Source organism: Vibrio sp. FE10 (assembly GCF_030297155.1).
GTDB classification, from domain to species: domain Bacteria; phylum Pseudomonadota; class Gammaproteobacteria; order Enterobacterales; family Vibrionaceae; genus Vibrio; species Vibrio apostichopi.
In genome coordinates this window covers 330,591-355,224 of the sequence record NZ_AP028067.1, presented here as the reverse complement: position 1 = coordinate 355,224, position 24,634 = coordinate 330,591, and the positions used below count along the sequence as shown (strand labels likewise).

Genomic DNA, 24,634 nt, shown 5'->3' with positions numbered 1-24,634 from the left:
AACCTTAATTATTCTTAATATCTAAAGAGAACATCTCTAATTTCCACTGCTTAGAGTTTCTCTGCAGAGTGACGTATTCTGGATCGATATTCTTAACTCGATACCCTCTGACCGTTTCTCCTTGAGCGAGAATTTGACCATCTAGAATCGCATAACAAGGTGTATCACCTTTACAAACAATGCTCTCTAATGACGGTAGACGATAATGAGTCGGCGCTTTTTTAGCTGGCGCTGCTTGTTGCGGCGTTAGCCAGCCTAATGGCGCCGTGGGATCTTGTTCAGCCCATGCTACTTGTCCACAAAAAAGTAGCGACAACAGGATAATTCTAACCACCGATAAACTCCTGTCTGGTACCTAACGTATAAACCTCAAACACAAGTCGAGCATTTGGATACTCTTCTACCGAGTATTTAAATGTACGCCAGTAATAACTCACAGGCAGAGATTCAAGCGCTTGAAGGTAGGCTGAAATACTAAAGTAGCTCCCCGTCAGCTCCATTCTTACCGGATGAAGAAAGTAGCCTGAGTACTCACTGGTTTCTTTATTATTCGAAATCGGTTCTGGTTTTAACGACTCTAAAGATTCAAGCTTTAATCCACTGCCAGCATTAAGCACACTCTCTAACAACTGTGACATTTGAGACGGCGAGATCAGCCCATCAATGATTTCTGATAACTGAACAGATAGGTCTTGGCTCTCGACTAACAGCTTTTTGTATTCGAGATTAATCTCTTTATCCGGGTCTTTGTTCAGCTTGGCTTGAATCACCAGCAGCTCACCCTGTTGTCTTTGGTTTGACTGAGTCAAGCTCATCGACTTAGCTTTTTTAGCTTGTAAATCGAGATACGCAGGCTCAACCAGCAGCGTGAAAAGCAACATAGCTAGACCAACAAAACCACATACGAAAAGCAGCCATTTTTCTCTTTGACTTAATGCAAGAAACTTATCGCTAAGCTGATTCCACTGTTGCACTATTTGCTCTCCCTACGAGTACTCAATTCAAAAGTCACCACGTCTTGATCATTACGACCTATTTTTAATTTTTCAAACGTTCGTCCGACTAAATTTAGTTCGCTTTGAAATTGGCCAATCCAGTTTGGAACGACATTTGCGTTACGTGCAAAGCCACTCAAATCTAAGGTATCGTGGGTCATATAGATGTTCGAAAGTGAGATATCATTTCGCCCTAATTTAGCTAAGGCATTCATGACGCCAGAATACCCGACTTGTTGAGATTCGTCGTATTGCCCTACCGCCTTCAGCGCTTCTTTTTTTGCTTGTGTCTCACGTTTGAGACGCGCAACGGCAGCCACTTTCTCTGGTGACGGTTTATGTTGAGTTAGCTGACTATTCAATTGGTTAACTTGCTTGTTAAGCTGTTTGGAATCATGTTGCAAAGTGGTTAACTCTGCGTCCAAGTTCGAGGCTTGATATTGCATCACAAAATAACTACCGAGAAGCAGCACACTGATGATCGCCCAACTCGCGACAACATTCGCGAGAGTAAAATACTCTTTTTGGGGCTTTAAATGTTCGGGATAAAGGTTAACGTTAAAATCATTCTTCTCTGCCGCCAGTTGAACCAGCAAGCTTTCTGAATTTTCACGCTCCTTGTCCACTAATAAAGAAACGCTCGAACTTAACGTATCGTTTAGGACGCTTTGCAGTTCGGCTTCATCCTCTTCATCACAGCAAATTTTGAGCTGGTGAAGTTGAGTGCCTTTAATTTGTGAGGAGAGGTAATCAATCGAACGCTGTAACTCTAACGCTAAACCATCAAGCTGTAAGGCACTGGAAGCCACTCCAGTTAATGGTGGAACCACACTGCGAATCGTTCTTTGGAAACAAACCGTATGCTCAACAAAAGCACCTAATTTAAAGTGTGCGTTCTGACTACGTTGAAGAAGAATAAAGTTAGACAGCTCACCCGCACTGTAGCCCCAGATTTCATCTTCAGGGACAACACCTTTGAGCTCAACCTGTACCGAATTGGTCACATTAAGGAGCTTATCTAATAGCTTCTTAGGTAAAACATAGACTTGCAGTTTGTTCGAGGTCGGTAATGCCACTGCGCTCGCGGTAATATCCGTCACTCGCTCAGAAACCAGATCTTTCAATAAGAATGGCAGCGCAACCGACCATTCGTTCTCTGGAATATCCGGCTTATCTATTTGGTAGGTTTGGTAATAATTGGCACACACGATCAGCTGAAGGCTGCCACTAGTAAACGCCTCACTATTGAGAGACTGTTTCAGCGCGCTTTCCCAATCCCCATTAACCAATGAGATACGAGTAATTTGAGGGGATTGCTCTGTCGGTGAAATGTAAATGGCATCATTGCCCAACATAACAACTTGAGCGCTGCCTTTATTACTCGTTGGCCTTACCTTGTCTAAAATCGCTTTGAAATTCATGCTTAACTACTACTCTTACGCCATCGATTTCTTCGACCGACTTTTACTACGGATTCGGTTTTTACTGCCTTTTCGCCTTGATGAGGCAAAGGAATGATTTGTTGCTCTTCTTCAAAATATCGCCCTTGATAACCATTGATCCCTAACTCTATCAAGGTGTTCTTTTCTTGCTTTGTCTCAACCCCAACAGCAATCACTTGGGTTGGTGAATCACCACAAGCCCCAATCAAGCTACGAACAAACAGTTGGTTCTCATGTCTTTGGTCTATTTTCTTAATTAGACTTCGGTGAAGCTTAATATAATTGACCTTTAAATCTTTTATATAGTGAGTGCTAACAATGGTTCGCCCTGCTTGGCCAACAATCACTGTACACCCTAACCCCGATAACATCTTTGCCACCGGTCTCATATAATCTAAATGAGCGATCAAATGCCCTTCAGGAAATTCAAATGCAAGCAGAGAACGATGCAAGGCTGAGAGCTGTAACAACTCACTTCTAAACCATTTAAAATGCTGCTTATTAGCAAATGGAGTCACATTCAAATTAATCGAATAATGTATAGGTTGAATGGATTCTTTCACCAACTTCAACATCACCTTCAGAACCGATTGGTCCATTTGGGCTTGATAACCGACTTGCTCGACAGCCGGCATAAACCGAGATGATTTCAATAAACCTTTTTCAGGGTCCTGAATTCTAGTGAATATTTCTCTATGTAATTCATTAGCTTGACCAGATTCCGGCATAAGGTAACATCGCTGAGCAAAGATTACTAAATTTTCTGGAAGCAAAGCTTTATCAAGTAATGTTCTCCAACGAACACTGCCGCGATCAAGCTCATTTTTATTTGATTTAGGGTAGCGGCTCCAGTTATTGATGCGTTCTAACTGAGCACTTTTTAGCGCGGTTTCCGTTTCATCCATGATCTGACTATGACGCTCACCTTCGGTGTACATGGTCACACCAATATGGCACCAGTTATCCGATTCCAGAGGTTCCGGCGGGGTTAACTTATCTAACTGCCTCAAGCATTGAGCCGCCAAGGTAGCAATATCCTTTGCTCCCTGATGTGGGATAAATACCGCGAAGTCCGCTTCATAATAACGAGAGAAAATAACATCAGGATAGCGCTGAACAATATTCGACAATACTTCACCGACTTCAATAATAAAGCCATCGGTGATTAGCTTGTCGTTCACATCACGAACCTGATCCCATTCATCAATACGTATCAGTAAAACGCCGCCCCGAGCGCCACTCTCATGCAATGCCGATTCGAGCTTGTTATCAAATAGAACACGATTGGCCGTACCAGTCAGTTTGTCTAAGAAGGTATGGGTACGAATAAAGGTATCAAAACGACTTCTTTCTTGACGAGCATCTTGCAGCTCTTCAATTAACACATCAAGTGCTTCACTTGCGGTATAGGGCCACTCTCGCTCATCCCCTTTCGCATGAGCTTCCACTTGTCCAGCAAGAAGCATTCTTCCTCGCTCCTCCAGCATTTCTGACCCCATCAACTGCTCTTTGAGCCATCGAACACCACGGGCTAAACAGAAAATAATGAGAGCAACCGCTAGAGTAATTGACCACATGGCTTCAAGCGAATAGCTATAGCCTATGTAAGGAGGAAGCGCTTTAAACTCGATTCGATAACCTTCATTGCGCTCAAGGACAAAGCTTTTTTCATAAAGTCGATTAGGATCAATCTGAGGAGAGGTATCTTTGAAGCGATACACAATGCCGGTTTTGTTCGAGAGTTTCATCTCAACAATATTGCTCGCCTGCAACATCTTAGGCATCCAACGCTGCATTGAATACGCGGCGTCAGGATCTTCCATCTCTTTATCTACAACGTCGACAATACCCACCAAATAATGGTCTAAATATTCTTGCCCGATGCGCTTAAAAGAAAGTGTCCCGCCGATAAAAAGAATGAACATCGCGCTGATCACACTCACGGTGACAAAGGCGACTAAGCGAGTGCTCAATTTTAGTGTGGGGGTATATCTCATGAATAACGAAATCCTTTTCAACTCACATTATACCGTATTGCTACTTATACTATAAATTGAGGTTGTAAATAAAGCGTTAAGAATTCTAGGTAACAAAAAGCCGCGATAAACGCGGCTTTTTCCAATTTAATACTGTCTTTATAATATATTAAAAACAGGGCTTAAAATGGGATGTCATCATCAAAATCCATTGGTGGCTCATTATATTGAGGTTGAGCCTGCTGTGGAGCTTGTTGTTGAGGTGCTTTCGGCTGCTGTTGAGCTGGAGCACTGTATTGTTGCTGCTGTTGTTGTGGCTGTTGTGGCTGACCCCAACCACCTTGCTGTTGGTTATTGTTACCCATACCACCTTGAGCAGGAGCACCACCTTGAGCACGGCCACCAAGCATTTGCATTACACCGTTGAAGCCTTGAACAACCACTTCTGTTGTGTAACGGTCTTGACCGCTTTGATCTTGCCATTTACGAGTTTGAAGTTGACCTTCAATGTAAACTTGAGAACCTTTACGTAGGTACTCACCAGCAACTTCCGCCAGCTTGCCAAACAGAGCAACACGGTGCCATTCTGTTTTTTCACGCTGTTCGCCAGTTGCTTTGTCACGCCATGACTCTGACGTTGCAATGGTAATGTTCGCTACTGCGCCGCCATTGGGCATGTAACGAATTTCAGGGTCATTACCTAGGTTACCCACTAATATAACTTTGTTAACTCCACGGCTAGCCATGATTTGCTCCGTCTAAATTCATAGTCTCAGAAAATTTTAGCGCACAAGAATAGCATGCTTTTCTGCAGTGATAAATCGCATTCCTATTCTCGCCTCACTACAAAGAATAAAAACGTAACAAATCATGATATTCAGATCGATGTTGCTTTTTTCTCCACTTACAAACCTCTCATTTACTTTCCAAGTTGATATTCAACGCAAGTCACAAGAAACGCTCTAGAGAAGCGAAAGCATGCATGACAACGTGAAATCTAAACCCAGCTCAACAAGGAGTTTCAATGAGAAAATCTCGATATGCTCGCACTTTGCATTTTATCTGTATCGATCCGAGTAACACCTATTTGCATGTTAAAGAGATAGAAAAGTTTTTGTCTCTAACCCTTTTCAAGATGACACCAGATGATCTGATGTTATTTGACCGAAAGCAGAGCAACCGAATTTTGCTCGTTGATTACAAAGAGGTCCCTCAATTAACGAACCTTCATCCAAATCTACCTGTGATGTGGAAAAATCATGAGATCATTCTGTTCAACGTCCCCAAGGCACTCCCTACATCGGAGCTGATTACGTTTGGCGTATTAAAAGGTCTGTTTTACAACACTGAAGAGAAAGCCAAAATAGCGAAGGGACTTGAAGAGGTGATCAATGGAGACAATTGGCTGCCTAGAAAGGTGGCAAGCCAATTGCTGTTTTACTATCGAAACATCGTGAGCACCAATACAACCCCCACCAATGTCGACTTAACCATTAGAGAGCTGCAAGTGATTCGTTGTCTTCAATCAGGTTCATCAAACACCCAGATAGCCGATGACTTGTTTATTAGCGAGTTCACGGTCAAATCTCACCTTTATCAGATATTTCGTAAGCTGGCCGTTAAAAATCGAGTCCAAGCCATCGCATGGGCTAACCAGAACCTGCTTGCATAGTTGATCGGCCTCTTAAACTGACGATAATTTTGAGGAAAACTCTAGTGAACCATACGGATTGTTGCTGAATTTTTGACATTACTTATGCTAGAGTTGCCCTCAGAAATATCAACCACTCAGGTTGAATCCATAATTATTATAGATAAAGGGTCTTATCATGATCAAAAAGTGCCTTTTCCCGGCAGCTGGCTACGGTACTCGCTTCTTACCTGCAACCAAGTCAATGCCGAAAGAAATGATGCCCGTTGTAAACAAACCTCTAATTGAATACGGCGTTGAAGAAGCGATCGAAGCTGGCATGGACGGCATGTGTATTGTTACCGGTCGTGGCAAGCATTCATTGATGGACCACTTTGATAAGAACTACGAGCTCGAGCACCAGATCAGCGGCACCAATAAAGAAGATTTACTGATCAATATTCGTGAGACGATTGAAGCAGCAAACTTCACCTACATTCGTCAACGCGAAATGAAAGGTCTAGGTCATGCTATCTTGACTGGTCGTGAGCTTGTGGGTGATGAACCTTTTGCAGTAGTGCTTGCTGATGACCTTTGTGTTAACGAACAGCAAGGTGTACTGGCTCAAATGGTTGCACTATACAAACAGTTCCGTTGCTCAATCGTTGCAGTACAAGAAGTACCTGAAAACGAAACACATAAATACGGTGTTATTTCGGGCGAGATGATCAAAGACGATCTTTTCCGCGTCGATGATATGGTAGAAAAACCAGAACCCGGTACTGCTCCAAGCAACCTAGCGATCATTGGCCGTTATATTCTGACTCCAGATATCTTTGAGCTTATCGAACAGACTGAACCAGGTAAAGGCGGTGAAATCCAGATCACTGATGCATTGCTAAAACAAGCAAAAGCAGGCTGTGTGTTGGCTTATAAATTTAAAGGCCAACGTTTTGACTGCGGTAGTGTTGAAGGCTATATCGAAGCAACAAACTACTGCTTTGAAAACCTATACAAAAAAGACCAACAACAAATCGAGCTAGGTAAGCACTCAACAACAAAAGAAGCTTAATCGCTAATTTTGGCTTACTCGCTGTTTAACTGTTTAGTTATTTAACTAATAGCTATGAGCGGTTGGTTAGCAGCACATTAAATGATTCCAAGGGTGACTCAAAAGAGTCGCCCTTTTTTATTACTGTTTTTTTATCCAGTAAAACTTTGCACAAATCTCACTCTATGTAATACTTTAGCCACTTAAAATTACATGGTCTGTTGAGATGGATAAAATAGAAATTAGAGGCGCTCGTACGCATAACCTCAAAGACATTAACCTAACCATACCTCGTGATAAGCTGACAGTTATCACTGGATTATCCGGTTCAGGAAAGTCGTCACTTGCGTTTGATACCCTCTACGCAGAAGGTCAACGTCGTTATGTTGAGTCTTTGTCGGCCTATGCTCGTCAATTTCTATCTCTCATGGAAAAGCCTGATGTCGACCACATTGAAGGTTTATCTCCAGCCATCTCCATAGAACAAAAATCAACCTCTCATAACCCTCGTTCAACGGTTGGCACCATCACTGAAGTCTATGATTACCTAAGACTCCTTTATGCTCGTGTTGGTGAACCGCGCTGTCCTGATCACAATATCCCTCTTGCAGCACAAACCATTAGCCAAATGGTCGATAAAGTCTTAGAGCTGCCGGCTGGTTCAAAGATGATGCTGCTGGCACCGATCGTCAAAGAACGTAAAGGTGAACATGTAAAGACACTGGAAAACCTCGCTGCTCAAGGCTTTATCCGTGCCCGTATTGATGGCGAGACCTGTGATTTGTCCGATCCACCCACATTGGAACTGCACAAGAAGCACACCATTGAAGTTGTCGTTGACCGCTTTAAGGTTCGCCCAGATCTTCAACAGCGTTTAGCTGAATCGTTTGAGACAACATTAGAGCTCTCTGGTGGTATCGCTGTTGTCGGTTGGATGGATGATAAAGAACAAGAAGAGATCGTGTTCTCAGCTAACTTTGCTTGTCCAAAGTGTGGCTACAGCATGCAAGAGCTTGAGCCGCGCCTATTCTCATTCAACAATCCTGCAGGTGCATGTGGTACGTGTGATGGACTTGGTGTTCAACAATATTTTGATCCAAGTCGAGTGATTTTAGATGAGAACCTAAGCATTGCAGAAGGTGCAATAAAAGGCTGGGATCAGAAGAATTATTACTATTTTCAGATGCTAACGTCGCTATCAGACCATTATGGTTTTGATCTGTATGTGCCATTCAACTCTCTGCCTAAAAAGACTCAAGAGATCATTCTTAAAGGCTCAGGGCGTACTGAAGTTGAATTCAAATACATCAATGATCGTGGTGATATCCGAGTCAAGCGTCACCCATTTGAAGGTATTTTAAATACGCTGGAGCGCCGTTACCGCGATACTGAATCTAGCGCGGTACGTGAAGATCTTGCCAAGTACATATCAACGAAATCGTGCTCGAGCTGTGATGGTACGCGCTTAAGATTAGAAGCTAGAAATGTCTTCATTGGCGATACTACACTTCCAGAAATCGTTCAGCTCAGTATTGCTGATGCACTAGAGTTTTTCCAAAACTTGTCGCTCAGCGGCCAGCGTGGACAAATTGCCGATAAAGTGATGAAAGAGATCAATGATCGTCTGCATTTCTTGGTGAACGTTGGTTTGAATTACCTGAACCTATCACGCAGTGCAGAAACACTGTCTGGTGGTGAAGCGCAAAGGATTCGTCTAGCAAGTCAAATTGGTGCTGGTTTAGTTGGTGTTATGTATGTGCTGGATGAGCCATCGATTGGCCTCCACCAGCGTGATAATGAACGTCTACTACAAACTCTGGTTCACCTAAGAGACTTAGGAAATACCGTACTTGTTGTTGAGCATGATGAAGATGCAATTCGTTGCGCAGACCATGTTATCGATATCGGCCCAGGTGCGGGTGTGCATGGTGGACACGTGGTCGCTGAAGGCACCATGCAAGACATCATCGAAAACCCGAATTCTTTAACTGGGCAATATCTGAGCGGCGCCAAAGAAATTGCGATACCAAAACAAAGAACACCTATCGACAAGAAAAAAGTCGTCGAGATCGTTGGCGCAACTGGGAACAACCTAAAGAATGTCACTGCGACGATCCCTGTAGGCTTATTCAGCTGTATTACCGGTGTATCGGGATCAGGTAAATCTACGCTAATCAATGACACCTTCTTTAAAGTCGCGCACACTCAATTAAACGGTGCAACCACTGCAGTTCCGGCAAAGCACAAAAAGATAAAAGGCTTAGAGCATTTCGACAAAGTGATCGATATTGACCAAAGCCCTATCGGTCGCACACCAAGATCAAACCCTGCAACCTACACTGGTATTTTCACGCCAATTCGAGAGTTATTTGCAGGTACACAAGAATCACGTTCTCGTGGCTACAAGCCAGGTCGATTCAGTTTTAACGTTCGGGGCGGTCGCTGTGAAGCGTGTCAGGGGGACGGTGTAATCAAGGTGGAGATGCACTTCTTGCCAGATGTGTATGTCCCGTGTGATGTGTGTAAAGGTAAGCGTTATAACCGTGAAACTCTAGAGGTTCGCTACAAGGGTAAAACCATTGACGAAGTTCTAGAGATGACCGTGGAAGATGCTCGTGAATACTTCAACCCAGTGCCTGTTATTGCTCGTAAGCTGCAAACCCTAATGGACGTTGGCCTTTCTTACATTCGCCTCGGGCAAGCGGCAACGACATTGTCTGGCGGTGAAGCACAACGTGTTAAGTTAGCAAGAGAGTTATCTAAACGAGACACGGGGAAAACCTTATACATTCTCGATGAGCCAACAACAGGCCTACACTTCCACGATATCCAGCAACTGTTAACGGTACTGCATAGATTACGTGATCACGGTAATACGGTTGTCGTGATTGAGCATAACCTAGACGTCGTCAAAACCGCGGACTGGATCCTAGATCTTGGCCCTGAAGGTGGTCAAGGAGGCGGTGAAATTGTTGCAGAAGGTACACCTGAAGATGTGGCTTTAGTCGAAGGTTCGCACACTGCTCGCTTCCTTAAGCCTATGTTAAATTTGAAGTAGGTGTAAAATAGCTCCCTGCGAGCAGACAGAAAAATGTTAAAGTAACAGAGCTTGTTTCAGAAGGAACAAGCTCTGTTTTTATAAGGTTAGGGATTTATGGCAACAATACATACTAGCGGTACCCAGCTAGAAAATCAGAGAACTCAGCTTCCGCTTAACAAGGCATTTCTTGCCTCTTTAGCTGTTGTGTTCTTATTGGCCATGCATTTTTTCATGCCTAACCCTGGAGGCTCTGGCCTCGCTTTATCCTTTAATCCAACCACTTGGTTAGCTCTTAGCTTTACGTTAGCGATTGGCTTCTACCAGCTTGCCACTAACCGAGTACTCAAGTATTCCAAGTTAACCGTTGGCTTGTTAATAAGCTGCGTGATACTGACGCTGCCCATTCTTTACAGCAACGCCTCTCCTCAAGCCGCATCAGGCCGACTACTAGGATTGTGGGCGGGCTTCGCTTTATTCGTGGTGCTTCAGCAATTTAAATTCAGTAACAAACACAAACAACGCATGTTGTGGTTCATTGTTCTTGCTGTCGTTCTACAAGCACTCTTTGGTTATGTGCAATATTTCTTACTGGAACCTGGCAACCTATTTGGCTACAACACTGCGGCCAATCGACCTTATGGGATATTCCAACAACCGAATGTTATGGCCAGCTTTCTTGCTACCGGTTTTGTGCTTTCAGCTTATCTTTTAGCAAGACAGCCCGCTAAATATAATCACAAAATTAGCGAGTCGTTCTTACTATACCTAACACCAACCTTAACCGTACCTTTGCTTATCATCATCGCATCACGTACCGGATGGTTGGCTGCCGTAATCGGGTTTGTCTGCATTCTACCTTACCTATACAAGTTCTCGACTAAGAAACGCTTCTACGGATGGTGCGCATCAGTGCTAGTCGGTATCGTCGTCGCTTTTTCGGTGATCAGCCTTAATGCAACCGATAGTTTTGCCAGTAAAAAAGCAAACTTAGAAAGTCCACGCGCTTATACCTTTCCACAAGCGCTCGATATGATGATCGAAAAACCATTTACCGGTTATGGCTACGGAAAGTTCGAATCTGAATACACGCTATACACGGCTCGCCAGCATCAACTTAACTCAAATTATCATCCCGGCCTTCCTTCAATGGATCACCCGCACAATGAGTTCCTGTTTTGGGGAGTAGAAGGTGGAATTGTACCAATTATCGGTATCTTGATTGCTGCGGTGTTGGTGATGTCACGCATAGCTAACTCAGCGAAAGGAACACGTCTAGCACTGCTTGCGCTGTTCATACCTATACTCTTACACTCTCAGCTTGAGTATCCTTTTTACCACTCGGCGATTCACTGGATAACCTTTATCATTTTGATTTACTGGGTCGACCAACGGACTTCTCGCCACTATCAGCAGCCATTTAGTATCGTCAGTAAAACCCTATTCAGAGTGTCGAGCTTAGTCGTTCCTATCTTGGTGAGTTTTTACATGCTGAGTGCCTTACACACCAATTATGTACTCACTAAATTTGAGCTGTCCAAGCCGAAAAACCCGGACATTCTTAAGCAGGTAACGAACCCCGTAGTATGGAAAGATCGCTATGATTGGGACGTGTACAGTACCTATCTAAATATCGGCCTCTACAAAGCTGATCCTAGCCTAATCCAACCTTATATAGATTGGTCGTTAGAGATCATAAAGAGTAAGCCAAGGCCTGCTTTCTACAGCAACCTGATTCTCGCGTATCAAGGATTAGGCGATCACAGCAAGGCAGAACAAATTCGTAGTGAAGCGAGCTTCTTGTTCCCAAATAGAGACTTTTCCAAGGTTCAATATAAGAAAATATCGGAAGCTGAAAACAATATCTCTGCTGCTAAATGACGCCAAGGAAACTAGTGTTCATTCACTATATTGGCATAACCTAGACACAAAAAAGCGCACGTTCTCTCGTGCGCTTTTCTTTTAAACTTGAGTTTATTACCGTTATTTTAAAACGTCTTGTAACGCTTTTAAGCACAAAGCGACATTCTCTTTTCGAGCGCCATAACCCATTAAACCAATACGCCAAGCCTTGCCGGCTAAAGAGCCAAGGCCTGCACCGATTTCAAGATTATACTCTTCTAACAGCTGCGTTCTTATTTTGGCTTCATCAATCCCTTCAGGGAAATAAAGCGCATTCAATTGAGGTAAGCGACTCTCTTCATCAACCACAAATTTTAATCCCAAAGCTTCTACGCCAGCTTTCAGTTCTTGGTGCATCGCATAGTGACGTGACCAAGCATTATCTAGGCCTTCATTTTTCAATAGAACCAACGACTCATGCAGAGCATACAGGCTATTCACGGGTGCCGTATGGTGGTAGCTACGCTTGCCTTCTCCACTCCAGTAACCCAGTACTAAGCTTTGATCTAGGAACCAGCTTTGTACCGGAGTTTGACGCGCCTTCATCTTCTCAACCGCACGTTGAGAGAAAGTCACTGGAGACAGTCCAGGAACGCAAGATAAACACTTTTGACTGCCAGAATAAACCGCATCAAGCTGCCATTCATCGACCAAGAGTGGTACACCACCTAATGATGTCACCGCATCAACAATCGACAATGCATCAAACTGACGAGCTACTGCGGAAATAGCTTTAGCATCCGATAAGGCTCCCGTCGACGTTTCTGCATGCACAAATGCGACAGCAACAGCATCAGGGTTTTCTGCCAATGCCTTTTCTACCTTTTCAACGGATACGGGTTTACCCCACTCATCGTCAACAAGGATCGCTTCACCACCACAACGCACAACATTCTCTCGCATACGTTCACCGAAAACACCGTTGCGACAAACAATCACCTTCTCGCCAGGCTCAATCAAGTTAACAAAACACGTTTCCATCCCCGCACTGCCTGGAGCAGAAACGGCAATCGTAAACTCATTCTCCGTTTGGAATGCATATTTAAGAAGTTGTTTCAGTTCATCCATCATCGCGATAAATAACGGGTCGAGGTGACCAATAGTTGGACGGCTCAAGGCCTGTAGAACTTGAGGCGAAATGTCTGAAGGCCCCGGTCCCATTAACGTTCGGTGCGGCGGATAAAAGCTATCGATAGCAGTAGTGAGTGTTAAATTAGACATGTACATCCCTTACGTTAATGTTGTGAACAATCCACCCTAAAGCAAATTGATTACCTCAGCAATTAGCCATAAGTATTGAGGTCACACCAGTGTCACATAATTGTTAAAATTATTTTTTAAATATATCCAGTTACGGATTGACATTGTTACCGCAAACACGTTCAATGAAATGGCTATCTAGCAGAAGAGGAGCACTGCCCAGGCAGATGTTTTGTGGAACCGCATTTCCAATACAAAACATTAAGGGGGAGCAGTGCCGAGATAATAAAAGGATGCAGGACCTTTATTATCGGTTGAGCGGGCTGAATCCCGGCAACTGTCGCCATTTCTATATGGTGAGGAGCTTCTGAGGTTACTATTCTAATAATTCCTCTCTTTTTGCTCTAAATACTCTCTTCGAAAAACATCGGACGTTGGATTACCCAACCGTAATTTTATTTTAGGAAGTCGTGGGAGATATATCGTGAGTGCATCTAATGTAGCTGGTTCTTTTAATGTCGCTAAGTTTGGCGGAACAAGTGTTGCCAACTTTGAAGCAATGAGCCGTTGTGCTGCCATTATTGAAAATAACTCGAATACTAAACTGGTCGTGAGCAGCGCGTGCTCAGGCGTTACTAACCTGCTTGTTGAACTCGCGAATGGTGTTCAAGATAAAACTCGTCGCCAAGAACTAGTGACGCAGTTAACCGACATTCATAATACGATTCTTGCTCAGTTAGCCGATCCAAGCAGCATCGAGAAAGAGGTTCATAGCATTCTCGATAATATTGAGAGTGCAGCCGAAGCAGCATCTTTCCAAGTAAGCACAAAGCTGACTGACCACCTTGTCGCATGCGGCGAACTGATGTCGACGCATATCCTCGCTCAAATCATTCGCGAGCGTGGCACACCAGCGGTCCGTTTTGATATCAGAGAAGTGATGCGCACCAATGGTGACTTCGGCAAAGCAGAACCACAGTTAAAAGATATTGCAGCCTTAGCACAACAGAAATTGATTCCACTATGCCAACAGCAAGTTGTCGTTACCCAAGGCTTTATCGGCGCCGATAGCGAAGGTAACACCACAACGTTAGGTCGTGGTGGTAGTGATTACTCAGCGGCACTGATTGCAGAATCTGTACAAGCGATTGGTTTAGAAATCTGGACTGATGTTCCGGGCATCTATACCACGGATCCACGTATCGCATCGAAAGCATCTCCTATCCCAGAGATCAGCTTCAGCGAAGCATCGGAAATGGCAAACTTTGGCGCGAAGATCTTACACCCATCGACTCTAGTCCCGGCACTACGCCATCAAATTCCGGTATTTGTCGGCTCATCAAAAGCACCAGAGCTCGGTGGCACATGGATTCGTCAACAAGTTGAAAGCTCCCCTCTGTTCAGAGCGCTTGCCCTACGCTGCAATCAAACCATGGTTACGCTACGCAGCGCTAACATGTTCCATGCTTATGGCTTCCTCGCAAAAGTGTTCGAGATCCTCGCTAAGCATAAGATCTCTGTCGATCTTATCACTACCTCAGAGATCAGTGTCTCACTCACTCTCGATCAAACAGATACATCGGGTGGTGCTCCTCAGTTACCAGAAGCCGCTCGAATTGAGCTTGAGGAGCTGTGTTCTGTGGATATTGAACACGACCTATGTCTTGTTGCTCTTATTGGTAACAACATGAGTGAAAGCAAAGGCTATGCAAAACAGGTCTTCGGCACTCTAGAAGATTTCAACCTACGTATGATTTGTTACGGAGCAAGCCCACACAACCTATGCTTCTTACTAGATGAATCTGTGTCTAAGTTAGCGATTCAAAAACTTCACCAAGAGTTGTTTGAGTAGAAAGCTCGTTTATCATCGACAGATAAATAACTAAATTACAGATACAAAAAGGGTTGCTATTAAGCAACCCTTTCTCTTTTTTACTTTACGAATCAAAGCTCGTCATAGATTCAAACTAGTTAATGTTTGGACCTAACCACTTCTCAGCTTCCAACATATCCCAACCTTTACGATCAGCATAGCTATCCACTTGATCCTGTTGTATCTGTGCAATAGCAAAGTATCGGGCATCAGGATGTGAGAAGTACATACCAGACACTGAGGCACCTGGCCACATTGCGTAACTCGTGGTTAGCGACATATCGATTGCTTTTTCAACGTCCATCAACTCCCACAACGTGCCTTTCTCTGTATGCTCTGGGCAAGCAGGGTAACCCGGGGCTGGACGAATACCTTGGTACTTCTCTCGAATCAAATCGTCGTTAGACAAATTCTCATCAGGTGAGTAGCCCCAAATGTCCTTTCTCACTTCTTTATGCAAGTATTCAGCGAACGCTTCAGCCAATCGGTCTGCAACCGCCTGAATCATGATCGCGTTATAGTCGTCGCCTTTCGCTTTGTAATCATCAGCTAGCTCTCGCTCACCAATACCACCCGTTACTGCAAAACCACCAATCCAATCCGCTTTACCGCTGTCTTTTGGCGCAATGTAATCTGACAAACAGTAGTTAAATCCTTTTGGCTTTTCGGTTTGCTGACGAAGGTTGTGCAGAACCTTTAGTACCTCGGTACGAGATTCATCGGTATACACTTCAATATCATCACCAACACTGTTCGCTGGGAACATAGCGCACATACCACGAGCTTCAAGCAATTTCTCTTTCTGTACTCGATCTAATAAATCATTGGCGTCTTTAAATAAGCGCTTCGCCTCTTCGCCTACTTCTTCATGATCAAAAATTGCCGGGTACTTACCAACCAAAGACCACGTCATAAAGAACGGAGTCCAGTCGATGTACTGACGTAAAGTAGCCACATCAAAGTCCTTGAAGATGTGTACTCCCGGTTTAGCGGGTGCAGGGGGAGTATACGCATTCCAATCGATAGCAACTTTATTGGCACGCGCTCTCTCTAGCGAGACTGGCTTAGTGCGCGGCTTTTTGCGGTTGTGTTGATCGCGAACGCGATCGTAATCAATATCCAACTTCTCAACAAATGCAGGCTTCAGTTCGTTAGAGAGTAGAGAAGTACACACACCAACAGCACGTGAGGCATTGTTTACGTAGACCACAGGTTCAGAGTAGTTCTGTTCAATCTTAACGGCTGTATGCGCTTTAGATGTGGTTGCCCCACCAATCAGAAGAGGCAGTTTAAAGCCTTGTCTCTCCATCTCTTTAGCCACATGAACCATCTCATCCAATGAAGGAGTGATCAAACCCGAAAGACCAATGATATCGACGTTCTCTTCTTTAGCGACCTTAAGGATTTTTTCACATGAAACCATCACGCCTAAATCGATAATTTCGTAGTTATTACACTGCAAGACAACGCCCACAATGTTTTTACCAATATCATGAACATCGCCTTTTACGGTCGCAAGTAAGATTTTTCCGTTAGTCGCACCAACGTCTTTGGTTGCATTAATAAATGGTTCTAGATGGGCTACCGCTTGCTTCATAACACGTGCAGATTTAACTACTTGAGGAAGGAACATCTTACCTTCACCAAAGAGGTCACCAACCACGTTCATGCCATCCATTAATGGGCCTTCAATCACCTCAATAGGGCGAGAAGCATTAACACGAGCTTCTTCTGTATCTTCAACAATAAAGTCGGTAATACCTTTCACTAAAGAGTGTTCTAAGCGCTTTTCTACTGGCCAAGTACGCCACTCTAAAGCAGATTTATCTTCAACTTTCCCCACTGCACGCTCTAGATACTCAGTCGCAATATCTAGCAAGCGCTCAGTAGAATCATCTCGACGGTTTAGAACCACATCTTCAACGGCTTCACGCAAATCCTCAGGCACATTATCGTAAATCTCTAATTGCCCAGCATTTACGATACCCATATCCATCCCGTTTTTAAAACAGTGATATAGGAATACTGCGTGGATAGCCTCACGAACGTAGTTATTACCTCGGAATGAGAATGAAACATTCGATACACCACCAGAGATCATTGCATGAGGTAAGTCTCGTTTGATGTCCCCTACCGCTTCAATGAAATCGACCGCATAGTTGTTATGCTCATCAATACCCGTTGCCACCGCAAAAATGTTTGGGTCAAAAATAATATCTTCTGGTGGGAAGCCCACTTCATCAACCAGAATATTGTAGGCATTAGTACAAATCTCAACCTTACGCTTTCGAGTATCAGCTTGGCCAACTTCATCGAACGCCATCACGATAACGGCTGCACCATATCGGCGAACCAGTTTAGCTTGTTCGACAAACTTCTCTTTCCCTTCCTTCAATGAGATAGAGTTAACTATGCCTTTACCCTGAATACATTTCAGACCCGCTTCAATAACTTCCCATTTTGAAGAGTCGACCATGACTGGCACTTTCGAGATTTCAGGCTCAGATGCGCATAGATTAAGGAATTTAACCATACACGCCTCAGCGTCTAGCATCCCTTCATCCATGTTGATATCGATGATTTGAGCGCCATTCTCAACTTGCTCTCGAGCCACACTCAAAGCTTCATCATAGAGTTCTTCTTTGATAAGGCGTTTAAAGCGAGCAGAGCCGGTAACGTTAGTTCGCTCACCCACGTTAACAAACAGAGATTCCTTGGAAATCGTCAATGGCTCTAAGCCAGAGAGGCGACAAGAGACGGGTAAATCTGGTAGCTGGCGCGGTGTTACGCCTTCAACAGCTTCTGCCATTTGGCGTATATGTTCTGGCGTCGTACCACAACAACCACCAATTAGGTTCAAGAAACCACTTTCAGCCCATTCCTTAACGTGTTCAGCCATATCTTCTGGAGAAAGGTCATACTCACCAAATGCGTTAGGTAAACCCGCGTTAGGGTGAGCGGAAACATTACATTCGGAGATACGAGACATCTCACCAACGTATTCGCGCAGTTCATCGGGGCCTAATGCACAGTTCAAACCAAATGAGATTGGTTTTACATGACGAAGGGCGTTGTAGAATGCTTCCGTCGTTTGTCCGGAAAGCGTTCGACCAGATGCATCGGTGATAGTACCGGAGATCATAACGGGTAAAGTGATACCCATTTCTTCAAAGACCGATTCAACGGCAAAAGAGCACGCCTTCGCGTTGAGTGTATCGAAGATAGTCTCGATAAGAATAAGGTCTGACCCGCCTTTGATAAGAGCACGAGTCGATTCAGAATAAGCCACAACAAGTTCGTCAAAACTCACATTACGATAGCCCGGATCATTAACATCTGGGGAGAGAGAACAAGTTCGGTTAGTTGGACCTAAAACACCCGCCACAAAACGAGGTTTATCAGGAGTCTTCGCTGTCCATTCATCTGCCGCTTCACGAGCCAGTTTAGCAGCAGCATAGTTAATTTCTTCGCTAAGACTTTCCATATCGTAGTCGGCCATAGCAATGGTTGTTGCATTAAAGGTATTGGTTTCGAGGATATCTGCACCCGCTTCCAAATACTCCGTGTGGATACCTTTGATAAGCTTAGGCTGTGTAAGTACCAAAAGGTCATTGTTACCTTTTAAGTCACTATGCCAATCAGCAAAGCGCTCACCACGATAGTCCTGCTCTTCCAATTTATAATCCTGAATCATGGTACCCATGCCACCATCAATCAGTAAAATTCGTTGCTTTAACAGAGCCTCAATCTTTTGCCTTACATTACTTCCCACGGTACAGCCTCATTCCTTTAATTATCCCTCCATCCTATCACACATTAAAAAGGAGTCTAGACGTCTAAAAAAGGAAATTGATTACTAAGCTATGACAAAAAGTGTTTGCTATTTAAGCATGAGACAACGAAAATTAATTTTCATACTTTGTTACATATTGGAATCCCAATGTCGGTCTATTACACCTTATGCTTCTTGTCCGCTGCAGCCATGCTTATTGCTTTCGTGAATACCAAAATTGGTAAAATGCAGACAACCATCGCCATAACAGCTGGCTCAATGATGCTATCTCTATTGATTATCATTGCAGGACAAAACAATTGGTTCCAATTGGCAGACATCGCCTCAGAGACAGTAGCCAGTATCAACTTTGAAGATTTCCTCTTGAAAGGAATACTAGGTTTCTTACTCTTTGCTGGCGGCTTGGGGATCAAGTTACCAAACTTAAAAGATCAGAAGTGGGAAATAACTGTACTCGCATTAGGTGCAACACTGTTTTCAACCTTCTTTATTGGATTTGTGCTCTATGGATTTTGTCAGTTCATCGGCATTCAATTTGATCTAATTTATTGCTTACTGTTTGGCTCTTTAATCTCTCCAACCGATCCAATTGCTGTGTTAGCAATAGTGAAAAAGCTCGATGCTCCCAGACGAATCTCTACTCAAATCGAAGGTGAGTCGTTATTCAATGATGGTTTTGGCTTAGTTATCTTCGTAACGCTATTTACCATTGCATTTGGTACCGAGGCACCAACCGTTGGTAGTGTGACAATGCTATTTGTCCAAGAGGCTATTGGCGGTATCGTCTACGGATTTGCTTTGGGTTTGATATTCCACTATCTAATCAGCAACACCGATGACCACTCTATGGAGTTACTGCTAACCATCGGTATTCCAACCGCTGGTTATGCTTTTGCAGAGGTTCTACATGTATCAGGACCGTTAGCAATGGTGGTATCTGGAATCATGATTGGTAACTGGACACGCTTTATTGGATTCTCAAAAGAGAGTGAGGATCACCTAGACCATTTCTGGGAACTGATAGACGAATTCTTAAATGGCGTACTGTTCTTATTGATTGGTATGTCTATGCTGCTATTCAAATTCCACCAAGAAGACTGGATTTTGATGGCGTTCGCTGTACCTCTAGTACTGAGTGCTCGCTACTTGAGTGTGTTCTTATCCTACATTGGGTTTAAACGCTTTAGAACTTACAACCCTTGGTCAATCAAGATCCTTACTTGGGGCGGTTTGCGTGGTGGCTTAGCTCTAGCGATGGCTCTTTCAATCCCTTCAGGCATTTGGGTTATTGAAGACAAATCAATCGATGTTAAAGAGATTATCCTTGTCATGACATACGCTGTTGTTGTGTTCTCAATCTTAGTTCAAGGCTCAACAATCACTCCTATGATAGAGAAAGCGAAGCAAGCCGAGAAAGAATTGGATTAACACTTAGATAGATAAACGAAGGTCGCTTAGCTTAGCGGCCTTTTTTGTACCTGCCTCCATCGACAGCAACCTATCTCTAGCCTACAAGTTGCTCCCCTTATCTCTGACCACCACTTTAATAATGATCGTTATCTTCAATCATGACCCTTTGTCGTATCTGAAATACTCAAACTAGCAACCACTAGTTTGAGTACGTTCGAGAGAAAAGGAATTCTAATTCGAGTCAAAGCTTTTCTCACTACTGTCCTAGAACCGAAACTTTTCTATGAAACAGCTGATGTAGTAGAAAAAGAAGGGTCAAAATAACAGTGCTTCTGCAAACCTATTTAGTAAAAGGGAGCTTAGAAATATTTCGTACTAATATCGCAAGACCGAACCTAAGCAATTGACGAGTATGAGTGATGTAAGACTGACAGAAAACGAAAAGGCTCTAGTCTTTCTACCGGGACCCGCAATCTAGAGACTTAAATATGGCAGCGGTGGACTGAGCCAACACTTCGGAGATTCGACTGAGCTGATGAGTCAGGGTGACGCCTAGTGCTCCCAACATTGCTTCGCAGAAACAACAGACGTAAAAAAGCCCCAGCATTTCTGCTGAGGCTTTGTATATGGTAAGAGTAGAGGTTTAGACTACAACACGCTCTGCTCTCGTAAGTCGAGGAATCCGGTGTTCTGCTAATAATGTAATTAGATTCAGAAAGCAAAAAGGCTCTAGCATTTCTGCTAGAGCCTTAAATATGGCAGGGGTGGAGAGATTCGAACTCCCAACACGCGGATTTGGAATCCGCTGCTCTGCCAATTGGAGCTACACCCCTAAAACTTTTTACTACTTTAGATTCGAAAAAACCTCGCACTAGGCGAGGTTATCGAATAAGTGGCGGAGTGGACGGGACTCGAACCCGCGACCCCCGGCGTGACAGGCCGGTATTCTAACCAACTGAACTACCACTCCGCAGTGGTCAACTCACTAAGTGAGCGTCCATATCTCCAGGTCGGTCAACCTAAAGATTTAATTTAAAGCCTGGCGATGTCCTACTCTCACATGGGGAAACCCCACACTACCATCGGCGCTATTGTGTTTCACTTCTGAGTTCGGCATGGAATCAGGTGGGTCCACAATGCTATGGTCGCCAAGCAAATTTTAAAATTCGGAAAGCTTATCTAAAAGTATTTCTCTTCAAACGCATTCAAGGTCTGGTACATCTGAGTCCACAAAACCCCTTGGGTGTTGTATGGTTAAGCCTCACGGGCAATTAGTACAGGTTAGCTCAATGCCTCGCAGCACTTACACACCCTGCCTATCAACGTCGTAGTCTACGACAACCCTTTAGGACACTTATAGTGCCAGGGAAAACTCATCTCAAGGCTCGCTTCCCGCTTAGATGCTTTCAGCGGTTATCGATTCCGAACTTAGCTACCGGGCAATGCCATTGGCATGACAACCCGAACACCAGAGGTTCGTCCACTCCGGTCCTCTCGTACTAGGAGCAGCCCCTTTCAATTTTCCAACGCCCACGGCAGATAGGGACCGAACTGTCTCACGACGTTCTAAACCCAGCTCGCGTACCACTTTAAATGGCGAACAGCCATACCCTTGGGACCGACTTCAGCCCCAGGATGTGATGAGCCGACATCGAGGTGCCAAACACCGCCGTCGATATGAACTCTTGGGCGGTATCAGCCTGTTATCCCCGGAGTACCTTTTATCCGTTGAGCGATGGCCCTTCCATTCAGAACCACCGGATCACTATGACCTGCTTTCGCACCTGCTCGAATTGTCATTCTCGCAGTCAAGCGGGCTTATGCCATTGCACTAACCACACGATGTCCAACCGTGTTTAGCCCACCTTCGTGCTCCTCCGTTACTCTTTGGGAGGAGACCGCCCCAGTCAAACTACCCACCAGGCACTGTCCGTAATCCCGATTCAGGGACCAACGTTAGAACATCAAAACTACAAGGGTGGTATTTCAAGGACGACTCCACCACATCTAGCGACGCGGTTTCATAGTCTCCCACCTATCCTACACATGTAGGTTCAATGTTCAGTGCCAAGCTGTAGTAAAGGTTCACGGGGTCTTTCCGTCTAGCCGCGGGTACACTGCATCTTCACAGCGATTTCAATTTCACTGAGTCTCGGGTGGAGACAGCGTGGCCATCATTACGCCATTCGTGCAGGTCGGAACTTACCCGACAAGGAATTTCGCTACCTTAGGACCGTTATAGTTACGGCCGCCGTTTACCGGGGCTTCGATCAAGAGCTTCGACCGAAGTCTAACCCCATCAATTAACCTTCCGGCACCGGGCAGGCGTCACACCGTATACGTCATCTTACGATTTTGCACAGTGCTGTGTTTTTAATAAACAGTTGCAGCCACCTGGTATCTGCGACTCTCGTCTGCTCCATCCGCAAGGGACTTCACTGATAAGAGCGTACCTTCTCCCGAAGTTACGGTACCATTTTGCCTAGTTCCTTCACCCGAGTTCTCTCAAGCGCCTTGGTATTCTCTACCCGACCACCTGTGTCGGTTTGGGGTACGATTCCTTACAATCTGAAGCTTAGAGGCTTTTCCTGGAAGCATGGCATCAATGACTTCACTACCGTAGTAGCTCGACATCGTATCTCAGCGTTAAGAAAGTCCGGATTTACCTAAACTTTCCGCCTACATACTTGAACCTGGACAACCGTCGCCAGGCCCACCTAGCCTTCTCCGTCCCCCCATCGCAATTGTAAGAAGTACGGGAATATTAACCCGTTTCCCATCGACTACGCCTTTCGGCCTCGCCTTAGGAGTCGACTTACCCTGCCCCGATTAACGTTGGACAGGAACCCTTGGTCTTCCGGCGAGGGAGTTTTTCACTCCCTTTATCGTTACTCATGTCAGCATTCGCACTTCTGATACCTCCAGCAGCCCTTACAGACCACCTTCAACGGCTTACAGAACGCTCCCCTACCCCACATACCCTAAGGTACGTAGCCGCAGCTTCGGTGTATAGCTTAGCCCCGTTACATCTTCCGCGCAGGCCGACTCGACCAGTGAGCTATTACGCTTTCTTTAAATGATGGCTGCTTCTAAGCCAACATCCTGGCTGTCTGAGCCTTCCCACATCGTTTCCCACTTAGCTATACTTTGGGACCTTAGCTGGCGGTCTGGGTTGTTTCCCTCTCCACGACGGACGTTAGCACCCGCCGTGTGTCTCCCGGATAGTACTTACTGGTATTCGGAGTTTGCAAAGGGTTGGTAAGTCGGGATGACCCCCTAGCCTTAACAGTGCTCTACCCCCAGTAGTATTCGTCCGAGGCGCTACCTAAATAGCTTTCGGGGAGAACCAGCTATCTCCAGGTTTGATTGGCCTTTCACCCCTAGCCACAAGTCATCCGCTAATTTTTCAACATTAGTCGGTTCGGTCCTCCAGTTGATGTTACTCAACCTTCAACCTGCCCATGGCTAGATCACCTGGTTTCGGGTCTAATCCTAGCAACTGTACGCCCAGTTAAGACTCGGTTTCCCTACGGCTCCCCTAAACGGTTAACCTTGCTACTAAAATTAAGTCGCTGACCCATTATACAAAAGGTACGCAGTCACACCACGAAGGTGCTCCTACTGCTTGTACGTACACGGTTTCAGGTTCTATTTCACTCCCCTCACAGGGGTTCTTTTCGCCTTTCCCTCACGGTACTGGTTCACTATCGGTCAGTCAGTAGTATTTAGCCTTGGAGGATGGTCCCCCCATATTCAGACAGGATATCACGTGTCCCGCCCTACTCGATTTCACTGATTATGATGTGTCGGTTACGGGGCTATCACCCTTTGTTGCGCCACTTTCCAGAGGCTTCACCTGCATCATTAAAAGCTTAAGGGCTAATCCAATTTCGCTCGCCGCTACTTTCGGAATCTCGGTTGATTTCTCTTCCTCGGGGTACTTAGATGTTTCAGTTCCCCCGGTTTGCCTCCTGTTGCTATGTATTCACAACAGGATACGTGCTTATGCACGTGGGTTTCCCCATTCAGAAATCCCAGACTCAAAAGGTTATTACTACCTAATCTGGGCTTATCGCAAGTTATTACGTCTTTCATCGCCTCTGACTGCCAAGGCATCCACCGTGTACGCTTAGTCACTTAACCATACAACCCGAAAGGGTCTTAGTGTATGGCAACTAACCAAGGTTTTTGGTTGTCATTAAGAAGGGTTAATTCTCAATGACTGTTTGCCGGACTCAATTGTGAATCAAATAAATTTGATTCGAATACAAGACACTTGAATGTGTTTGTTGTGTTTATCTAATGAAAGATAAACATTGAGAACT

General features: G+C 44.6%; 13 protein-coding genes, 2 tRNA genes, 2 rRNA genes and 1 riboswitch. Of the genes, 6 read left to right on the top strand and 11 right to left on the bottom strand.

From position 1 onward, the window contains the following. Positions 1–4 precede the first annotated feature (4 nt). The 5 genes from QUF19_RS01690 to QUF19_RS01670 all read right to left on the bottom strand — a co-directional run bounded on the left by QUF19_RS01690 (position 5) and on the right by QUF19_RS01670 (position 5,159). Positions 5–334: an MSHA biogenesis protein MshK gene (locus QUF19_RS01690; RefSeq protein ID WP_286295484.1), complete on the bottom strand. Its 330-nt coding sequence runs from the start codon at positions 332–334 to the stop codon at positions 5–7. Continuing rightward, positions 327–974: a type IV pilus inner membrane component PilO gene (locus QUF19_RS01685; protein ID WP_102327010.1), complete on the bottom strand. Its 648-nt coding sequence runs from the start codon at positions 972–974 to the stop codon at positions 327–329. The genes QUF19_RS01690 and QUF19_RS01685 overlap by 8 nt, the downstream gene beginning before the upstream one ends. After that, positions 974–2,416 carry an MSHA biogenesis protein MshI gene (locus QUF19_RS01680; RefSeq protein WP_286295482.1) on the bottom strand — a complete coding sequence of 481 codons (1,443 nt, stop codon included), beginning with the start codon at positions 2,414–2,416 and terminating at the stop codon, positions 974–976. Before QUF19_RS01680 ends, QUF19_RS01685 begins: the two co-directional genes overlap by 1 nt. 2 nt (positions 2,417–2,418) lie before the next feature. Continuing rightward, positions 2,419–4,434 (bottom strand): RNase E specificity factor CsrD, encoded by a 2,016-nt coding sequence (gene csrD, locus QUF19_RS01675; RefSeq protein WP_286295481.1) that lies wholly within the window; start codon positions 4,432–4,434, stop codon positions 2,419–2,421. A gap of 161 nt (positions 4,435–4,595) precedes the next feature. After that, positions 4,596–5,159 carry a single-stranded DNA-binding protein gene (locus tag QUF19_RS01670; RefSeq protein ID WP_102436139.1) on the bottom strand — a complete coding sequence of 188 codons (564 nt, stop codon included), beginning with the start codon at positions 5,157–5,159 and terminating at the stop codon, positions 4,596–4,598. Positions 5,160–5,437: 278 nt separating this feature from the next. Between QUF19_RS01670 and QUF19_RS01665 the strand changes: the two genes are divergently transcribed. The 4 genes from QUF19_RS01665 to QUF19_RS01650 all read left to right on the top strand — a co-directional run bounded on the left by QUF19_RS01665 (position 5,438) and on the right by QUF19_RS01650 (position 12,012). Then, entirely contained in the window at positions 5,438–6,085 is a 648-nt protein-coding gene (locus tag QUF19_RS01665) for a LuxR C-terminal-related transcriptional regulator (RefSeq protein ID WP_065105522.1), read from the top strand. A gap of 157 nt (positions 6,086–6,242) precedes the next feature. Next, entirely contained in the window at positions 6,243–7,115 is an 873-nt protein-coding gene (gene galU, locus QUF19_RS01660) for a UTP--glucose-1-phosphate uridylyltransferase GalU (protein WP_004735975.1), read from the top strand. A gap of 205 nt (positions 7,116–7,320) precedes the next feature. After that, a complete protein-coding gene (gene uvrA, locus QUF19_RS01655; RefSeq protein WP_286295478.1) occupies positions 7,321–10,152 on the top strand; it encodes an excinuclease ABC subunit UvrA in 2,832 nt (943 codons plus the stop codon). Between the two features lie 96 nt (positions 10,153–10,248). Further along, complete coding sequence (locus tag QUF19_RS01650; protein ID WP_286295477.1) at positions 10,249–12,012, top strand: PglL family O-oligosaccharyltransferase; 1,764 nt, start codon at positions 10,249–10,251, stop codon at positions 12,010–12,012. Between the two features lie 102 nt (positions 12,013–12,114). On the opposite strand, the gene QUF19_RS01645 is transcribed toward QUF19_RS01650, so the two are convergent. After that, positions 12,115–13,254 (bottom strand): pyridoxal-phosphate-dependent aminotransferase family protein, encoded by a 1,140-nt coding sequence (locus tag QUF19_RS01645; RefSeq protein WP_286295476.1) that lies wholly within the window; start codon positions 13,252–13,254, stop codon positions 12,115–12,117. A gap of 176 nt (positions 13,255–13,430) precedes the next feature. After that, a riboswitch (Lysine riboswitch) is annotated at positions 13,431–13,608 on the top strand. Between the two features lie 109 nt (positions 13,609–13,717). On the opposite strand from QUF19_RS01645, the gene lysC reads away from it, so the two are divergent. Beyond that, a complete protein-coding gene (gene lysC / locus QUF19_RS01640; RefSeq protein WP_286295475.1) occupies positions 13,718–15,085 on the top strand; it encodes a lysine-sensitive aspartokinase 3 in 1,368 nt (455 codons plus the stop codon). A 115-nt stretch (positions 15,086–15,200) separates the two neighbouring features. Here the strand turns inward: lysC and metH are convergent, their stop codons facing one another. Next, the gene (metH, locus tag QUF19_RS01635) at positions 15,201–18,878 is read right to left on the bottom strand and encodes a methionine synthase (protein WP_286295474.1); all 3,678 of its coding nucleotides are present in this window, start codon (positions 18,876–18,878) and stop codon (positions 15,201–15,203) included. 168 nt (positions 18,879–19,046) lie between these two features. Between metH and QUF19_RS01630 the strand changes: the two genes are divergently transcribed. Next, positions 19,047–20,327, top strand: coding sequence for a cation:proton antiporter (locus QUF19_RS01630; RefSeq protein ID WP_017105358.1), 1,281 nt, complete (start codon positions 19,047–19,049; stop codon positions 20,325–20,327). A gap of 738 nt (positions 20,328–21,065) precedes the next feature. Here QUF19_RS01630 and QUF19_RS01625 read toward each other — a convergent pair. From QUF19_RS01625 to QUF19_RS01610, 4 genes are all read right to left on the bottom strand, one after another. Continuing rightward, positions 21,066–21,142, bottom strand: a tRNA-Trp gene (locus QUF19_RS01625). Between the two features lie 60 nt (positions 21,143–21,202). Continuing rightward, positions 21,203–21,279, bottom strand: a tRNA-Asp gene (locus QUF19_RS01620). 67 nt (positions 21,280–21,346) lie between these two features. Continuing rightward, a 5S ribosomal RNA gene (gene rrf, locus QUF19_RS01615) occupies positions 21,347–21,462 on the bottom strand. A gap of 97 nt (positions 21,463–21,559) precedes the next feature. Further along, positions 21,560–24,452, bottom strand: a 23S ribosomal RNA gene (locus tag QUF19_RS01610). Between the last annotated feature and the right edge of the window lie 182 nt (positions 24,453–24,634).